The sequence below is a fragment of the Rossellomorea sp. NPDC071047 genome, assembly GCF_050270195.1.
In the GTDB taxonomy this organism is placed as follows: Bacteria; Bacillota; Bacilli; order Bacillales; family Bacillaceae_B; genus Rossellomorea.
The window spans coordinates 408,777-423,977 of sequence record NZ_JBNNJT010000001.1 but is presented as its reverse complement, the minus strand read 5'-3'; the positions used below and the strand labels follow the sequence as shown (position 1 = coordinate 423,977).

Below are 15,201 nucleotides of genomic sequence, written 5' to 3'. Positions count from 1 at the left end.
ACTGCTGAACTAAGGCTTAATGCTCTCTAAATCTTCAATGATATCGTTTTCTGACATCGTTCCAGTAATGATCTTTTCGATGTCACCTTGAGGGTTAATGAGGAATGTCGTTGGTAACGGATCAATGCCGTACGCATTTTGAACTTCTTCTTCCTCGTCCACTACAATAGGGAACTCTAACCCGTGTTTCGATACGAATCGATTGATAAGAAAATCCGATTCCCCCACATTAACAGCCAATATCTGTACACCTTGATCTTTATATTTCGCATATTGATTATTCATATAAGGCATTTCTCTTTCACATGGTTTGCACCATGTTCCCCAGAAATTCAGGAATACCCCTTGGCCCTCATAGTCGGACAAACGATGTTTATTCCCTTGCATATCCTCTAAAACAAAGTCAGGCGCTTGATCTCCCACCTTCAACTTCCCTCTTTCATCCTTCGTAAAGTTGGCATACAGGGTATATGCAACCGCAGAAGTCAGTACAATGAGGATTATGGTCCGGATGAGTAATCTGCGTTTTTTCTTATCCATGTACGTGTGCCTCCCATATTGAAATCGTTCTCAAAAAATGGAAAAGTTTTTTCTCTCTTTACAGTAGCAAAGGGCCTGATGTCATAAGAATTCACTTATGAGACCAGTCCCTGCCATAATGTAATGTTCCATTCCTTCATAATAAGCAGGGAAAAATCCCTTATATTCCAGGGTGAAATTCCTTTCCCATTATATCATTTATCACTTTATAGATAGTGTAAATTATATGAAGGATATGTGACACTTTCCATGCTATTCTCTATCTAATGCTTCCCGTTTCAGCAAGTGTTCTTAGCTGTTTCACTTCATGGGGAGTAAGTTCCCGTCCTTCTCCTGCGTTCAAACCATGTAGAGTAAGAAATGCATATCTTTCTCGCTTCAGCTTTTGAACCGGATATCCTAGGGCTTCAAACATTCTCCGTACTTGGCGGTTTCTGCCCTCATGAATGGTAATTTCGACGATGGATTTTCCTTGTTTCTTATCAATGCTTAATACTTTCACTTTGGCTGGAGCCGTCATGCCGTCCTCCAGTTTAACCCCTTTTTCAAGTTCTCTGATTTTGAACTTAGGTGGTATCCCTTTTAATCTCGCTACATACGTTTTTTCAATTTCGTTACTTGGATGCATAAGGGAGTTAGCGAAATCCCCATCATTGGTTAGAAGAAGGATACCTGACGTCTCATAGTCCAGTCTTCCTACCGGATAGATTCTTTCTTCTATTTCAGGGAAGAAATCCGTTACGACTTGACGGTCTTTATCGTCAGTCACAGCTGAAATGACTCCTCTTGGTTTATAGAGCATATAGTACACTTTATTTTCTCTTTCGATTTGAATACCTGTCACTTCAACTCTATCGGAATTTGAAACCTTTGTTCCTAATTCTTTCACTACTGTACCATTGACCTTTACTTTACCTTCTATAATTAATTGCTCGGCTTTTCGTCGTGACGCTACGCCACTATGAGCAATAACCTTTTGTAATCGTTCCACGGTCTTTCACCTCATTTAATTTTCAATACATTTGTCTTCATGAATTATTACACAATCCAGGCAAAATAGAAAGGTATAAAGAAAAATCGACCTTTTCAGTCGATTTCTTTATACCTTATTATTTCCTTTATAATAGATTTTTTACAAAAAAGTTGTTTTTAAATTATTGTCTGCCTGGGCTCTTTCAATCAGTGTGTGCTGGTTGGTGAGGGAACCAATCCGCTGATTTTGTTTTTTATATAAGTGGTAGTGTTGAAATATGGACCGTTCCTTTCCGCTCCAGGCACTTGCTTTCCGCGGGGAGGAAGTCGAGCCTCCTCGGGCTTTGCCCTGTGGGGTCTCGACCTTTCCTCTATTTCCCGCAGGAGTCAAGTGCCCTCCCCTACAATCCACTCTGAGTTATTTCACATCTTTGCGAGGACCAAATTCACGGTTGCCTTGGATTACAATTTAAAAAGGACATTGAAAGGCACGCATAAGATCCCAATAAACCTAATAAAGAAATAGATTTTGAAAAGGTCACTTTCACAGATAAGAAAGAAGCAGGTTAAGAGAATGATAAAATATATTGAATTCCAAAATCCAGCGGGTGAGACCCCAGGTTCTCAACTGAAGAGACTCTCCGCAGCACCACGGAAACCTGGAGCGGAAATCATCTACTACTTTCATCTTTAAAAATAGCAACAAATTATACGACAATTGCCTTATTAATAGAACCCCACCCTTAAAACATAACCGTGACGATGAAGATTGCAGCTACGATTCCTACGACGTCAGCTAGTAATCCAACTTTGAGGGCGTCTCCCATCTTCCGGATACCTACCGCCCCGAAGTAGACGGTCAGTACGTATAGGGTGGTATCGGTACTTCCCTGTAAGGTTGATGCAAGTCTCCCGATAAAGGAATCCGGCCCGTGGGTAGCGACTATATCGCTCATCATACCCAGGGCAGCTGTTCCTGAAATGGGCCTGATAATGGCAAGTGGTACAATTTCAGGGGGAATCCCGAGTGCGAGCAATCCCGGGCGGATGAGATTCACAAAGAACTCAAGTGCTCCTGATTCTCTGAAAATGGTAATGGCTACAAGCATACCAATGAGAAAAGGAATGATCGACACGGCAATTTTAATGCCTTCTTTTCCCCCATCGACGAACACTTCATACGTTGGTACCTTTTTGAGTGTTCCATAGATTAAAATGAAGCCGATCATAATGGGGATCAGCCATAATGATATCGTGGATATCCATTGCATCTACTTCACCTCTCTACGAGTACGTCTATAATGAAAATATCGGTCTATCAATATGGCTCCTATGGTTGAGAGCATGGTCGCGATCAAGGTTGGTCCCACAATTTCAGTCGGGGAAGCAGAATCATATTTCATCCGGATCGCAATGACAGTTGTTGGTATGATGGTAAGACTCGACGTATTAATGGCTAAGAAGGTAATCATTGACCTGCTGGCATAGTCTCTTCCACCGTTCAGTTCCTTTAATTGCTCCATCGCTTTAATGCCAAGAGGTGTTGCTGCGTTTCCAAGACCGAACATATTCGCCATCATATTCGATAATATATACCCCATCGCAGGATGATTATCTGGCACCTCTGGAAACAACCGGGTGACAAAGGGTCTGAACAACCTGGCAAGTTTATCCAATAATCCCGCTTCCTGGGCAATCCTCATGATTCCCAACCAAAACACCAATACACTGACCAACCCTATACAGAGGGTAACGGCTTCATTTGCAGAAGTGAAAATGGCTTCGTTTACTTCTTTCATCTTGCCATTGATAATGGCGAACACTAAACCGATGATGGTCATCCCAACCCATATGAGATTAACCATGATCCCTGACCCCTATAAAGGACTCAAAGGAATAGGCCCAGAATTTCCACCAGCTCTTTTCTTTTTCAGCTTCAACCGTTGTTTTATAGAAAATGGGAAGAGTGTCTACTTCTTCGTCTTCTAAATACACGACAGCTTTCCCTACTACTTCAGGTACATTTTTATTCTTCAACCATTCCTCTTTAGGCTTTAACATTTTGTACTCTACCTTCACATCATCCACTTCATCATCTTGAAGGGTTAGGACAGATTCCCGTTTAAGATAGGCATGATCCCTGTAAATATCGTCATCCATTTTTTCAATCGTACCTTTTTCCAGGACGATTTTATAATCATATTGCTTAAACCCGTATTCAAACATTCCAATATGATCATTCCAATCATCAGGTCCATTTAGTGTAACGGCAATCAGGTTCTCCCCATCCTTGGAAGCTGTGGAAACAAGCGTTCTTTTGGCCAGTTTTGTATATCCCGTTTTCCCACCCGTACTATGTTTATACAATTCTGTTAATAATCTATTTTTGTTCTTCCACTTACGGTCCCATTTTTCTTCCGGATTTGGAGCTGTATGCACTTTCGTTCCTGAAATCTCCTTGTATACTTCATTCTCCATTGAATATCTAGTCAGAACTGCCATATCGTAAGCAGTGGAGTAGTGGTCTTCATGGTCATCGAGGCCATGAGGATTGGAGAAATTCGTATTTTTCATACCGATTTCATTTGCCTTTTCATTCATCATATAAGCAAATCCGTCAAGACTCCCCCCAACATATTCTGCTATAGCCACCGCCGCATCATTCCCGGATCTCAGCATCAGCCCGTACACGAGATCTTCCAGCTTGATTTTCTCTCCCGCTTTCAAATAAAGGGAGGAACCTTCCGTTCCAGCAGCATTCGATGATACCGTTACTTCCTTATCCATCTTTCCGGACTCCACGGCAAGGATCGCCGTCATGATTTTTGTGATGCTTGCAATCCGACTTTGACTGTGTGCATCCTTTTCATACAGAATCCGGCCCGTCTCCTGATCCATTAATATCGCCCGCTGTGAACTGACAGAAGGGGCGGCCTGAACTTCATTGGAAACGACTACAAATAGCAAGGTGAGGATAAGAATATAATATATGTAATATTTCACTCTCTTACGATTCACACCCATCTACTCCTTTAATTCTAACGTGTTTGTACAAGTTTATGCAGGACAAGGGGTAATATGAATGAAAATCCGGAATTCACACTAAGGGTTCAATTTCTGGCTTTATCCCACGAAAAGACACAGCAGAGTTTCTCTGCTGTGTCTTTTCGTGATTCTATTCTTATTTGTTTCAGGTCTACTCTTTCGATTCCATCGTTTCTTGAAATTTCTCAAAAAACAAGTCTGCTTCATCTTGCATGGATTCGTCCTCTATATTTTCAGGTAGGGGAGGAAGTTCTTCTATTCTCTTCAATCCGAAATAGTCCAGAAATTCTTTTGTCGTACCAAATAAGTAGGCACGACCTGTCCCTTCTGCTCTTCCAACTTCCTTCACCAGTCCTTTTGACGTAAGGGTCTGAATGGGACGCTCGGTTTTAACACCTCTGATTTGTTCAATCTCCATCCTCGTGATCGGTTGCTTATAAGCGACAATGGCAAGTGTTTCAAGAGCTGCCTGCGATAAAAAGCTTACATTTGGTGACTCAACCAATCTCTTTAAGTAATCGGCGTTGCTTTTTTTTGTCACCAATTGAAAGGTGTCTGCTATCTCAATCATATAAATCCCCCGATCGGGATCCTTTTCGTAATCTGACTTTAGCTCTTCGATGACAGCTATCGCTTCCTGATCCCCGATTTCCAATACAGAACATACTTGTTTCAACGAGAGACCTTCATCACCAGCTGCGAACAGTAAACTTTCGAGGATACCTTTCCAATTACTATTGTTCAACTAGACCTACCTCCTCTCCTGCTTCAACAAATATTTCCATGAAGTTTTTCTCTTGATTGACAATGATCTGTTTTCGCTTCATCAATTCAAGCACGGCAAGGAAAGTAACAACGAGATGTTCTTTATCATCAGATGGGAAGAGACTTGTAAAGGGTGTACGCTCTTTGATATTTCGCAGACTATGAAGAATATCATTCATTCTTTTCTCAATGGATATTTCCTGTCTCGTTATTCTGGTTTGTACTGGCCTTTGCAGCTTCTTACGCCTCAGTAATTTATGAAAAGCTCCTAACATATCATATAGAGACACTTGAACCTCGCTATTCTTTAAATCCGCCTCTTCCGTAAATTCCGAGAGATCACTAGGGGGTTTCGTATACACTTGTCCCCGTTCTTCCTCACGGTGCTTCAGCTCATTGGCAGCTTCTTTAAACTTGCGGTACTCAATCAACCTCTCAACTAATTCATCACGTGGATCTTCCTCTTCGAATTCAATTTCATCGTTTAAAAGGCCGTCATCATGTTTCGGGAGAAGCATTTTACTTTTAATCGCCAGTAATGTAGCGGCCATCACTAAGTACTCACTCGCAACATCAAGTTGCAAACTCTTCATCGTATGTACATATAACATATACTGCTCAGTAATTTGAGCCATAGGAATATCATATATATCAATTTCCAACGAATTAATCAGATGCAAAAGAAGATCTAACGGACCTTCAAAAGCGTCAATCTTCACATTGTATTCCACTTTATCACCAAATTTCTAATTACAGTCATTCCTGATCGCTACTTAATAGTATAGTAGATTGACCACTATTCTCCAATAGAAAGTTTTTGCATAAACAGGATGTACCTGTCGTTTTGGCAAAGATGGAGAATATGCTACACTTTAAATACTCAAACGATATTTCATAATAAAGGAGGGACTCACATGGTTTACCCTAAACCTTACTTAGAATTCTTAATGTATTTCCACGGAAATCGTGATTACTTCGAGTGCCACGAAGTGTTGGAAGAACATTGGAAATATGCAGATCCTAAGAACCGTTCTTCCCATTGGGTAGGTTTAATCCAGGTTGCCGTGGGTTTGTATCATTACAGAAGAGGTAATCTATCAGGAGCTGCCCGGACATTTAAGAAAGCCGTTCATAATATCGAGCTGAATCAGGATGAACTTTCCCGATTAGGTATCCACCCTGTGAAACTTCTGGAAAAGCTCGTTGATATCACCCATGGACTAAGTACCAATCAGCCCTATAGCAGCATCAATATTCCCCTGACGGATGCCTCTCTACAAAAGCAGGTCCAATCACTGTGCGAGGACAATGGGTACTCCTGGTGTTCTCCAAGTGATTTAAATAATATCGAGCTCATTCATAGACATTCCCTGCGTGACCGTTCAGAAGTAATTTTAGAGCGAAAAAATGCATTAAAACGAAAAAAAAGAGGCTGACCACCTGCTGATCCGGTGGCCGTCCTCTTTATTGTTCTTCGTCTGTAACCTTCTCTTGATCGATTTCGTCACACTTCTCAAAAAATGAAGCGGTCTCTGAATTCGGCTTCACTTCATGCTCAGAATGCATGTCTCTAAGATGCTTCACCATTGATTTCCCAATTCCTTCGTGCCGATGGGATGGATTAACGGATATATGCTGAATTTCTAAAGTGCTATCTGTCTTGAATACTCCAATTAAACCTACTATGTCCTCTTCTTTCCATAAAAAGAGCTGCCAATTATCTTCAGTTTCGTATTGCTTCATCGTCTGTTGAAGCTTCTTCAAATCCTTTTCATTTGGCATGAAAGATAATAATCCCATTGCGATCTTTTCAAACGCCTTTTTATACCGAATTAACATATTTACCCCTCGTCATGTTTTATGCCTAATCTATTTATTTCCTATTATAGACAAAAACTAGAAATTTAATTGATATGAACGTTTATTTATCTTACTAAATTTACTTTTATTAATCAACTTTAACCAATCAGTTTCCAGCCAGGAACAGCCAGTATATGACTCCCCATACTATGCCTGATATTAATAAAAACAAGAACAATCCCGTATTGCTGATCTTCATAAATGACTCCTTTGTCTACACTATATTCATCTATATATGTCATTGTTATTGTATAGTAAAATCAATATTTGTTAAAGTATGTAATTAAAAATGCATAAAAAGTAGTCTTTAAGTACGATATACTTAAAGACTATGTTTCTAGCTTATTTAAATGTTACATCAAGTGAAACCATATCCTCATATGTCTCTCTTTGAACAGCTAGTCTTACTTCTCCATTCTCGACAAATACGACAGCAGGACGGGGAATACGATTGTAGTTATTAGCCATGGAATATCCATATGCACCTGTACAGAATACAGCAAGAGTGTCACCAGCTTCTGATTGTGGAAGAGGTAAATCCCAAATCAACATATCTCCGGATTCACAACATTTACCAGCGATTGACACGGTTTCTTCAGGTGGATGATCTGCTTTATTCGCAATCACCGCTTCATATTTTGCCTTGTAAAGAGCCGGTCTTATATTATCACTCATGCCCCCATCAATGGCTAAGTACTTTCGGATGTTGGGCACTTCTTTTCTTGACCCTAATGTATATAGGCTGGTCCCTGCATCACCAACAAGGGACCGGCCAGGCTCGATCCAAATCTCCGGCATTTCAAGGTTGTACCTCTCAACTTCCTGTTCTACAGCCTCAATCATTTCCTTCACATATTGTGCAGGTGGTATCGGGTCATCATCCTTCGTATAGCGAATTCCGAATCCACCGCCTAAGTTAATCACTCTCGGACCGTAATCATATTGAGATTTCCATTGTGCCACCTTCTCAATAATTTTTTTGGCAGCAAGAATGAAGCCGGTTGTTTCGAATATTTGTGATCCAATATGACAATGCAGACCCAATAATTCAATCCCGTCATGCCTCACTGCCTTTTTCATTGCTTCCTCAGCTTGACCGTTCCCTAAATCGAATCCGAACTTGGAATCCTCTTGCCCCGTTAAAATATAATCATGAGTATGGGCTTCAATCCCAGGCGTCACTCTTAATAATACCTTCGTCACTTTTTCAGTGGATTGTGAGATGTCATTCACAAGTTGCAGCTCGTGGAAATTATCGACGACAATGCAGCCAATGTTGTTTTCAATAGCCATCATCAGCTCTTGTTCAGATTTATTATTTCCATTAAAATGGATGTGTTCAGGAGGGAATCCTGCCTTTAAGGCAGTATATAACTCCCCTCCTGAAACCACATCCAGTGATAATCCCTCTTCTTTCATTAATTGAAAAATCGCGATACATGAAAATGCCTTACTGGCATAGGCAACTTCCGCTTTCACCCCAAGGGAATCAAATGTTTCTTTAAAACCCCTTGCCCGTTCTCTAATGAGTGCAGTGTCATAAACATAAAGGGGTGTACCATATTGTTTGGCTAATTCTAAGGAACTCACCCCTCCTATCGTGAGATGACCATTTTTAATTTCTGCTGATCCATGAAGATGCATGAAACGTCTCATTCCCCTCTTTAATGCTCTGCTAATTAAACGTAATTTACCACAGAATGAGAGTTGTTGCAATATTTCTAAGATTTCGCCGGCTGCTTATACTTATTTCTCGGCTGCACGATGCTAGGTCTGATTTTTGCTCCCGGCATAGAGCGGCGAATGAGGATCTGCATGAATGCTATAGGACTGAACGGCATTAACGGCCATAGATATGGGGTATTTAAAGACTTTATATTTGTAACGAATAAGATAAAAAGTGTGGTACCCACCATCAGTCCCGGAATATGGAAGAAGGCTACTGCAATAAGAAGAAACAGTCTCGCCATCTTGTTCGCGGCACTCAATTCATAGCTTGGTGTAGCGAATGTTCCAATGGATGCAACGGCTACATACAGGATGACTTCCGGTTGAAATAACCCTACATCAATGGCTATTTGTCCAATTAAGACTGCCGCTATCAGACCCATTGCAGTGGATAATGGGGTTGGAGTATGAATGGCTGCCACCCTGAACATTTCAACCCCGAAATCCGCTATGAACAACTGAACAATAACGGGAATATTCGTCTGTTCATTTGGTCCTACGAATTTAATAACCTCAGGTAAGAGGGATGGATCCAACACAAATAGATACCATAGCGGGAGTAAAAATAGCGAAGCTAATATCCCAAGGAACCTGGTCGATCTGACAAAGGTCCCGACAGCCGGTGATTGTCTATATTCCTCCGCATGCTGAAGATGATGGAAATATGTCGTTGGTGTAATGATGACACTTGGCGACGTATCTACAAAAATAAGGACATGTCCTTCTAGTAAGTGAGTGGCGGCGACGTCTGCCCTTTCTGTGTATCGAACGAGAGGGTATGGATTATATCCTTGTTTCACCAGGAACTCTTCAACCGTTTTATCCGCCATCGTTAAGCCGTCGATCTTAATACTTTTCAATTCTTTCTTAATGACTTCAATTAAACTGGGATTGGCAACATCATTAATATAGGCAATGGAAATGTCAGTTTTAGATCGTTCTCCGATACGAAATATTTCAAATCTCAATCGTGGATCACGAATTCTTCGTCTTGTCAAAGCGGTATTCACAATAATATTCTCTACATATCCATCCCGGGAACCACGTACCACCTTTTCAGTATCAGGTTCTGAAGGCTGTCGCCCGGGATAACTACGAACATCAACAATGATTGCCTCTTGGTAGCCTTCGACAAAGACCGCTATTAATCCTGATAACACTTCGTCAACTGCTTCTTCAATCGTTTTAACCGGCTCAACCGATTGATGAACAAGGCGATTATGTACAATCTCATATAATCGACTCGTTGCACGCTCATGATCATTGACCTCAACGAGTTCCTCCACTATTTGAATAATGTAGGAAGCATCAGTCAACCCGTTCACATAGTAGATGTGAACTCCTTTTTTCAAAATCATGAGTTTACGTACACCTAAATCAAAGCTTTTGTTCAATCCTACATGATTCTTCATGTACTCTTCTATAACAGCTAAATCTTTTGATATGGGTGTTTCTTTTGTTTTCTCAGGCACGATATCCGCTCCTTTCCAAGATGATTTCAACAGCCTTTTTCGTAATGGGCGAACCTTGTGAGTAGTGATCCCTTTTGGCCATTTTGCCAATGTCTCCAATTCCGACGATAACGGGAACATCCAGCTCATCTAGGCAATAAACCGTATCACCCGTTAATCTTCCCAAATCCATTTCAGGGACACCAAATTTATCTACCCCAAATGGAGTCAATTCACCAAATTTATCAATGCACACATCCACTCTTGTCCATTCTGCCTGTCTGGTTTTACTTGCTACCGCAATGATTCCGAGCACGTCTATGCCAGGATGGTTCGCAACATGCTTTAGTGCCCTTTCGCCTGCACCTTCTCCAATAAATCCACTATCATCAAACATCACAAAGACGGGGTCATTCTTTGCACTCCTGATTAATTTCACAATCTCTGGTCCTGACAATACAGAAGGATTTCCCTTAGAGCTTGAGATACATCGTCCTCCATACTCTTTTGCCACGCACTCGATTGCCCGTTTGGCATATTCATCTCCATCTGTAATCAGGATCACTTTTCTTTTGTCGTCCATACGAACCCCTGCCTCTTGCTGTTTATTGATGAACCAAGTAGAGCCAATGAAAAAGTGAGCCGACAATTTTCCCAAATACAATCGCCATAATGAGAATAACGATTTGACCTTCGATCCCAATTCGCTTTGCGAGGATCGGGAACACATTCAGTACCTCTGTTAATGCAGCCGCCAACAGCCCGATGAACACTCCGCTCGCTAAACCGATGGGCATAAGAACGAATGGGGAAAAGTGCAGCGTATAATTATTTAAGCTGACAAATCCTCCTGCCAGTGCGCCTATAATGACAGCCAGTTCATAGTGGTGAATCATTTTCATTGTTTTTGTTAACTGAGTTAATCTAGGGATGATTCCTAATACAGTTAGAAATGCTACAAACCCGGAACCGACTGCCAGTCCACCAGCAAAGCCAATAAATACTGTAATTAAAATGCTAATGGTCATCTATTTTTTTCTGACTTTCTTTATTTTCATGCATGATGACATACTGATCTAAATCCTGCTGGTAATTAAACATTTCAACTTCTAGTGGACTCGGCTCTTCATTCAGTCTCTTTCGAAACACATGGTTGAAAAATAAGATCATCCCAAGGCCCAAACCGAATGAATAGGGAACTTGAAAAAGTAATGGATGAGGATCCTCATCCCCAGTTACAAAATGATACAGCCTTTGATGAACTTCCCTCATACTTACATCTTCATGAAAATTCATAATTGCCAGGGCTGCACCGATGAATAATAGTAACCAAACGCCAATGAAGAGCGGAAGAGAGATTTTCTTTTTCTCATAGATCACTTCAATAATACTTTGTGTGGGTCCAATCGTTTGAATATCAAGATCTGAAAAGTTCTTGCATATTTCTCTTATCACCCTCATCACATCGACCACAATGATATTCTTATCAGATGCTGTCACTTGATGAATCGGGATATCCCTTAATTCTTCCAGAATATTTTCAGGTGCTATGATTTGAGCAAGCTGTCCAAGCTTGACGGTACTCTCTTCCCTTACCTGCACTCGATGACGTAAGCGTATATACAAAATACCTTCCATGCAGTTCACTTCCTGAAAACATGATTTTCCCTTCGTACCAATAGTATGGATAAACGGAAATAATTTATGTAATGGCTGGATGTGGTCTGTTGAGATGAATGGAGGAGGAAGTGAGAAATAGTATAGATTCTGAAGGTTCGGAGCTTTTGAAAATGGCAACAATTTCAAAGGAGGAATGCGTGGTCAATATATAATCAACTGTTGAATTCATTTCACAAATAAAAAATAACCTTGTCGTTTCAACATAATTCTTTGAAACAACAAGGTTATTTTGCCTAAGATTCTGTATGCATATGATCTTTCATTGTTTGTAATATCTTCTTTTCCAGTCTCGATACCTGGACCTGGGATATACCCAGTCGATCTGCTACTTCCGACTGAGTTTGGTCTTTGTAATACCTTAAATACACAATCAGCCGTTCCCGATCATCCAGTTCCCTAATGGCTTCTTTTAAGGCAATTTTGTCAAACCATTTATTATCGCTATTATCCGCAATCTGATCCAAAAGGGTAATGGGGTCTCCATCATTTTCATAAACGGTTTCATGAATGGAAGAAGGGGCTCGACTTGCTTCCTGTGCCATGATCACCTCTTCAACCGAATATTCCAGATGTTCGGCAAGTTCACTCACCGTCGGAACCCTCCCAAGTTTCTTGGAAAGTTCATCCTTGGCTTTACGAATCTTGTTTCCCATCTCCTTAAGGGAACGACTTACTTTTACTGTTCCGTCATCCCGGATGAACCGCTGGATTTCACCAATGATCATCGGGACTGCATATGTTGAGAACTTGACGTCGTAGCTTAAATCAAACTTATCGACTGATTTCAGCAACCCGATACTGCCTATCTGAAAGAGGTCATCAGGCTCATATCCCCGATTGAGGAAGCGCTGGACGACGGACCATACCAACCGCATGTTCTTCTGGACGATCAAGTCCCGGGCACTTTGGTCACCGTCCTGGCTCTGCTTTATGAGCTCTTTCACCTCATGATCCTTCAGAAAGGCCTGTTCCTTTTCTTTCTTAACTTCGACATCCATGGGCACGACTCCTTAATTGCATAGCGCTTTACTATTGGTCAAGTGCTTCTTTAGTCTTACCGTGGTGCCTGTACCTGGGTGTGATGACACTTCAATTTCATCCATGAAATTCTCCATGATGGTAAAGCCCATGCCAGAACGCTCAAGCTCAGGCTTGGACGTGAACAATGGTTGACGGGCTTCCTCTACATCACCAATCCCTACTCCTTCATCGCGGATGGTCATATCGATGTACCCATCTTCTTCCATAATGACAGAAATATAGACGATACCATTCGGTCTGTTGTCATATCCGTGAATGATGGCATTTGTAACGGCTTCAGATACGACTGTCTTGATTTCAGTCAACTCATCCATCGTCGGGTCCAGCTGTGCAATAAATGAAGCAACGGTAACTCTGGCAAAGGACTCATTTTGGCTTAAAGAACTGAATTGAATGTTCATTTCATTTCTCATGTCAGGCGACCCCCAATCTTTGTAATGCGTTTTCTTCAGACGGCTCAAGACGGATAATCTTAAACAATCCGGACATTTCAAATAATCGGTTTACAGAAGGGGAAATCGCACACACAACCATTTCTCCATGCTTTTGTTTAATCTGCTTGTATCGACCCAAAATCACACCTAATCCTGAACTATCCATAAAGCTTAGTTCCTCTAAATTCAAAATGATATGCTTCACATTCTCACTTTCAATCAGATTCGAAGCTTTTTCCCTAAGCTCATCAGCAGTATGATGATCCAGCTCACCACTTAAACGAATACACAAAACATCTTTTTTGACTTCTAAGTTAATAGCAAGACTCACTATCAGAAAGCCTCCTTCTCTGTCGTATAGTGAGTCATTTCGCTATTCTTTTAGTAAATTCCTTCTCCATGACAAAACTAGAAGCAATTCGTCATAATTAGAGGTTATTTTTATCAGAAATCATAAAGACAGATTTACTTTCCAACTTTCGTGAAAAGACCAAAGGATTTTTTGTACAGCTCCCACCAGCTTGCGTCATTTACATTTTTCTTAGCGACGAGAGTGCTTTCCAACACTTTTTCTCCTTTGTTCATGATGACAAGGGTCCCGACTTTATCTCCTTTTTTAACAGGAGCCTTTAGGTCTTTGGAGAGTGTTATCTTCTGTTCTACTTTATCCAGTTTTTCACCTTTTTGGGTTAACAGGGAGATAGGCTCTTCCGTCACGGCATCCACTCTGTTTTGTTTCCCTTTCGATACTTTCACCTGTGCCAGGGAGTCTCCCTTTTTGAAGAGAGGTTTGGTTGAATACTGATTGAAGGCATAATCCAGCATTTTACTTACCTCGTTGTTTCGGTCTTTAGGAGTCGGTGCCCCGAACACAACAGCAATGACTCTCATATTATCTTTCTTCGCCGTTGCCGTTAAGCAGTATTTCGCTTCGTTAGTGAATCCAGTTTTCAGTCCATCCACTCCGTCATAGAAACGAACCAATTTGTTTGTATTTACCAACCAGAATTTTTTTTCCGTATCCTCACGTAAATACGATTCATAGCTGCCTGTGAACTTGGTGATTCCTTCATATTTTAGAAGTTCCTTGGCCATCATGGACATGTCATGTGCCGAACTATAATGATCTTTGGACGGTAAGCCTGTCGGGTTTTTAAACCGGGTGTCTTTTAACCCAAGCTCTTCTACCTTTTTGTTCATTTTTTCAACAAAGGCTTCTTCACTTCCTGATATATGTTCCGCCATGGCTACCGATGCATCATTGGCCGAACCAATCGCAATCCCCTTGAGCATTTCTTCAACCGTCATGCTTTCACCGGGCTCGAGGAAGATTTGTGATCCACCCATCGATGCGGCATATTCACTCGCGCGAACACTGTCTTCCCACTTTATTTGACCTTTTTCAAGGGCTTCCATGATCAACATCATGGTCATAATCTTAGTCATGGATGCTGGTGCCAGCTTTTCATGGCTGTTCTTCTCATATAATACCGTTCCAGTATCCCGCTCAATCAAAACAGCTGATTTCGCTACTTCAGCCAATTCCGATTTCTTCTCCTGGGCAAACCCCATTGAAGGAAACAAAAAAGCTGCTAAAACAAATGTAACCACTATATACGCAAAACGTTTCATCCAACTGTCCTCCAATCAAATCTCGTTTTAAATCAATACTCATAGACCCATTT

18 protein-coding genes are annotated in these 15,201 nt (G+C 41.1%); 1 reads left to right on the top strand and 17 read right to left on the bottom strand.

The window, feature by feature from the left end; genetic code table 11:
* Nucleotides 1–9: 9 nt before the first annotated feature.
* The 7 genes from resA to ACQKFO_RS02105 form a co-directional block, all read right to left on the bottom strand.
* A complete protein-coding gene (resA, locus tag ACQKFO_RS02135) occupies nt 10–540 on the bottom strand; it encodes a thiol-disulfide oxidoreductase ResA (RefSeq protein WP_427596649.1) in 531 nt (176 codons plus the stop codon).
* Nucleotides 541–799: 259 nt separating this feature from the next.
* Nucleotides 800–1,531 carry a pseudouridine synthase gene (locus ACQKFO_RS02130; protein WP_148969505.1) on the bottom strand — a complete coding sequence of 244 codons (732 nt, stop codon included), beginning with the start codon at nt 1,529–1,531 and terminating at the stop codon, nt 800–802.
* A 724-nt stretch (nt 1,532–2,255) separates the two neighbouring features.
* A complete protein-coding gene (locus tag ACQKFO_RS02125) occupies nt 2,256–2,783 on the bottom strand; it encodes a spore maturation protein (RefSeq protein ID WP_044340130.1) in 528 nt (175 codons plus the stop codon).
* Nucleotides 2,784–3,377 (bottom strand): nucleoside recognition domain-containing protein, encoded by a 594-nt coding sequence (locus tag ACQKFO_RS02120; RefSeq protein WP_148969506.1) that lies wholly within the window; start codon nt 3,375–3,377, stop codon nt 2,784–2,786.
* Complete coding sequence (locus ACQKFO_RS02115; RefSeq protein ID WP_427596648.1) at nt 3,370–4,536, bottom strand: D-alanyl-D-alanine carboxypeptidase family protein; 1,167 nt, start codon at nt 4,534–4,536, stop codon at nt 3,370–3,372. Before ACQKFO_RS02115 ends, ACQKFO_RS02120 begins: the two co-directional genes overlap by 8 nt.
* Nucleotides 4,537–4,708: 172 nt before the next feature.
* Nucleotides 4,709–5,302, bottom strand: a complete 594-nt coding sequence (scpB, locus tag ACQKFO_RS02110; RefSeq protein ID WP_427596647.1) for an SMC-Scp complex subunit ScpB — start codon at nt 5,300–5,302, stop codon at nt 4,709–4,711.
* Complete coding sequence (locus ACQKFO_RS02105) at nt 5,292–6,053, bottom strand: segregation/condensation protein A (protein WP_427596646.1); 762 nt, start codon at nt 6,051–6,053, stop codon at nt 5,292–5,294. The genes scpB and ACQKFO_RS02105 overlap by 11 nt, the downstream gene beginning before the upstream one ends.
* A 183-nt stretch (nt 6,054–6,236) precedes the next feature.
* Here ACQKFO_RS02105 and ACQKFO_RS02100 point away from each other — a divergent pair, with 183 nt between their 5' ends.
* The gene (locus ACQKFO_RS02100; RefSeq protein WP_427596645.1) at nt 6,237–6,758 is read left to right on the top strand and encodes a DUF309 domain-containing protein; all 522 of its coding nucleotides are present in this window, start codon (nt 6,237–6,239) and stop codon (nt 6,756–6,758) included.
* Between the two features lie 28 nt (nt 6,759–6,786).
* Here ACQKFO_RS02100 and ACQKFO_RS02095 read toward each other — a convergent pair whose 3' ends face one another.
* The 10 genes from ACQKFO_RS02095 to ACQKFO_RS02050 all read right to left on the bottom strand — a co-directional run bounded on the left by ACQKFO_RS02095 (nt 6,787) and on the right by ACQKFO_RS02050 (nt 15,148).
* A complete protein-coding gene (locus ACQKFO_RS02095) occupies nt 6,787–7,161 on the bottom strand; it encodes a GNAT family N-acetyltransferase (RefSeq protein ID WP_427596644.1) in 375 nt (124 codons plus the stop codon).
* A gap of 363 nt (nt 7,162–7,524) precedes the next feature.
* Nucleotides 7,525–8,826, bottom strand: a complete 1,302-nt coding sequence (gene lysA / locus ACQKFO_RS02090; RefSeq protein WP_427597770.1) for a diaminopimelate decarboxylase — start codon at nt 8,824–8,826, stop codon at nt 7,525–7,527.
* A gap of 77 nt (nt 8,827–8,903) precedes the next feature.
* Nucleotides 8,904–10,385, bottom strand: a complete 1,482-nt coding sequence (locus ACQKFO_RS02085; protein ID WP_427597768.1) for a spore germination protein — start codon at nt 10,383–10,385, stop codon at nt 8,904–8,906.
* Nucleotides 10,375–10,944, bottom strand: a complete 570-nt coding sequence (locus ACQKFO_RS02080; RefSeq protein ID WP_427596643.1) for a stage V sporulation protein AE — start codon at nt 10,942–10,944, stop codon at nt 10,375–10,377. The genes ACQKFO_RS02085 and ACQKFO_RS02080 overlap by 11 nt, the downstream gene beginning before the upstream one ends.
* Before the next feature lie 22 nt (nt 10,945–10,966).
* Nucleotides 10,967–11,389 carry a stage V sporulation protein AB gene (locus tag ACQKFO_RS02075; RefSeq protein ID WP_427596642.1) on the bottom strand — a complete coding sequence of 141 codons (423 nt, stop codon included), beginning with the start codon at nt 11,387–11,389 and terminating at the stop codon, nt 10,967–10,969.
* A complete protein-coding gene (locus ACQKFO_RS02070) occupies nt 11,379–11,999 on the bottom strand; it encodes a stage V sporulation protein AA (protein ID WP_427596641.1) in 621 nt (206 codons plus the stop codon). Before ACQKFO_RS02070 ends, ACQKFO_RS02075 begins: the two co-directional genes overlap by 11 nt.
* Before the next feature lie 275 nt (nt 12,000–12,274).
* Nucleotides 12,275–13,039, bottom strand: a complete 765-nt coding sequence (sigF, locus tag ACQKFO_RS02065) for an RNA polymerase sporulation sigma factor SigF (protein ID WP_427596640.1) — start codon at nt 13,037–13,039, stop codon at nt 12,275–12,277.
* Between the two features lie 12 nt (nt 13,040–13,051).
* Entirely contained in the window at nt 13,052–13,495 is a 444-nt protein-coding gene (spoIIAB, locus tag ACQKFO_RS02060; RefSeq protein WP_148969515.1) for an anti-sigma F factor, read from the bottom strand.
* Nucleotide 13,496: 1 nt separating this feature from the next.
* Nucleotides 13,497–13,847, bottom strand: a complete 351-nt coding sequence (spoIIAA, locus tag ACQKFO_RS02055; RefSeq protein WP_113967610.1) for an anti-sigma F factor antagonist — start codon at nt 13,845–13,847, stop codon at nt 13,497–13,499.
* Nucleotides 13,848–13,981: 134 nt separating this feature from the next.
* Nucleotides 13,982–15,148 carry a D-alanyl-D-alanine carboxypeptidase family protein gene (locus tag ACQKFO_RS02050; RefSeq protein WP_427596639.1) on the bottom strand — a complete coding sequence of 389 codons (1,167 nt, stop codon included), beginning with the start codon at nt 15,146–15,148 and terminating at the stop codon, nt 13,982–13,984.
* Between the last annotated feature and the right edge of the window lie 53 nt (nt 15,149–15,201).

Coding starts and splice junctions, on each gene's coding strand:
- spoIIAB (WP_148969515.1), bottom strand. CDS start 13,495: ATGAGAAATGAAATGAACATTCAATTCAGTTCTTTAAGCCAAAATGAG.
- ACQKFO_RS02095 (WP_427596644.1), bottom strand. CDS start 7,161: ATGTTAATTCGGTATAAAAAGGCGTTTGAAAAGATCGCAATGGGATTA.
- resA (WP_427596649.1), bottom strand. CDS start 540: ATGGATAAGAAAAAACGCAGATTACTCATCCGGACCATAATCCTCATT.
- sigF (WP_427596640.1), bottom strand. CDS start 13,039: ATGGATGTCGAAGTTAAGAAAGAAAAGGAACAGGCCTTTCTGAAGGAT.
- ACQKFO_RS02125 (WP_044340130.1), bottom strand. CDS start 2,783: ATGCAATGGATATCCACGATATCATTATGGCTGATCCCCATTATGATC.
- ACQKFO_RS02050 (WP_427596639.1), bottom strand. CDS start 15,148: ATGAAACGTTTTGCGTATATAGTGGTTACATTTGTTTTAGCAGCTTTT.
- ACQKFO_RS02075 (WP_427596642.1), bottom strand. CDS start 11,389: ATGACCATTAGCATTTTAATTACAGTATTTATTGGCTTTGCTGGTGGA.
- lysA (WP_427597770.1), bottom strand. CDS start 8,826: ATGCATCTTCATGGATCAGCAGAAATTAAAAATGGTCATCTCACGATA.
- ACQKFO_RS02080 (WP_427596643.1), bottom strand. CDS start 10,944: ATGGACGACAAAAGAAAAGTGATCCTGATTACAGATGGAGATGAATAT.
- ACQKFO_RS02070 (WP_427596641.1), bottom strand. CDS start 11,999: ATGGAAGGTATTTTGTATATACGCTTACGTCATCGAGTGCAGGTAAGG.
- ACQKFO_RS02115 (WP_427596648.1), bottom strand. CDS start 4,536: ATGGGTGTGAATCGTAAGAGAGTGAAATATTACATATATTATATTCTT.
- ACQKFO_RS02120 (WP_148969506.1), bottom strand. CDS start 3,377: ATGGTTAATCTCATATGGGTTGGGATGACCATCATCGGTTTAGTGTTC.
- ACQKFO_RS02100 (WP_427596645.1), top strand. CDS start 6,237: ATGGTTTACCCTAAACCTTACTTAGAATTCTTAATGTATTTCCACGGA.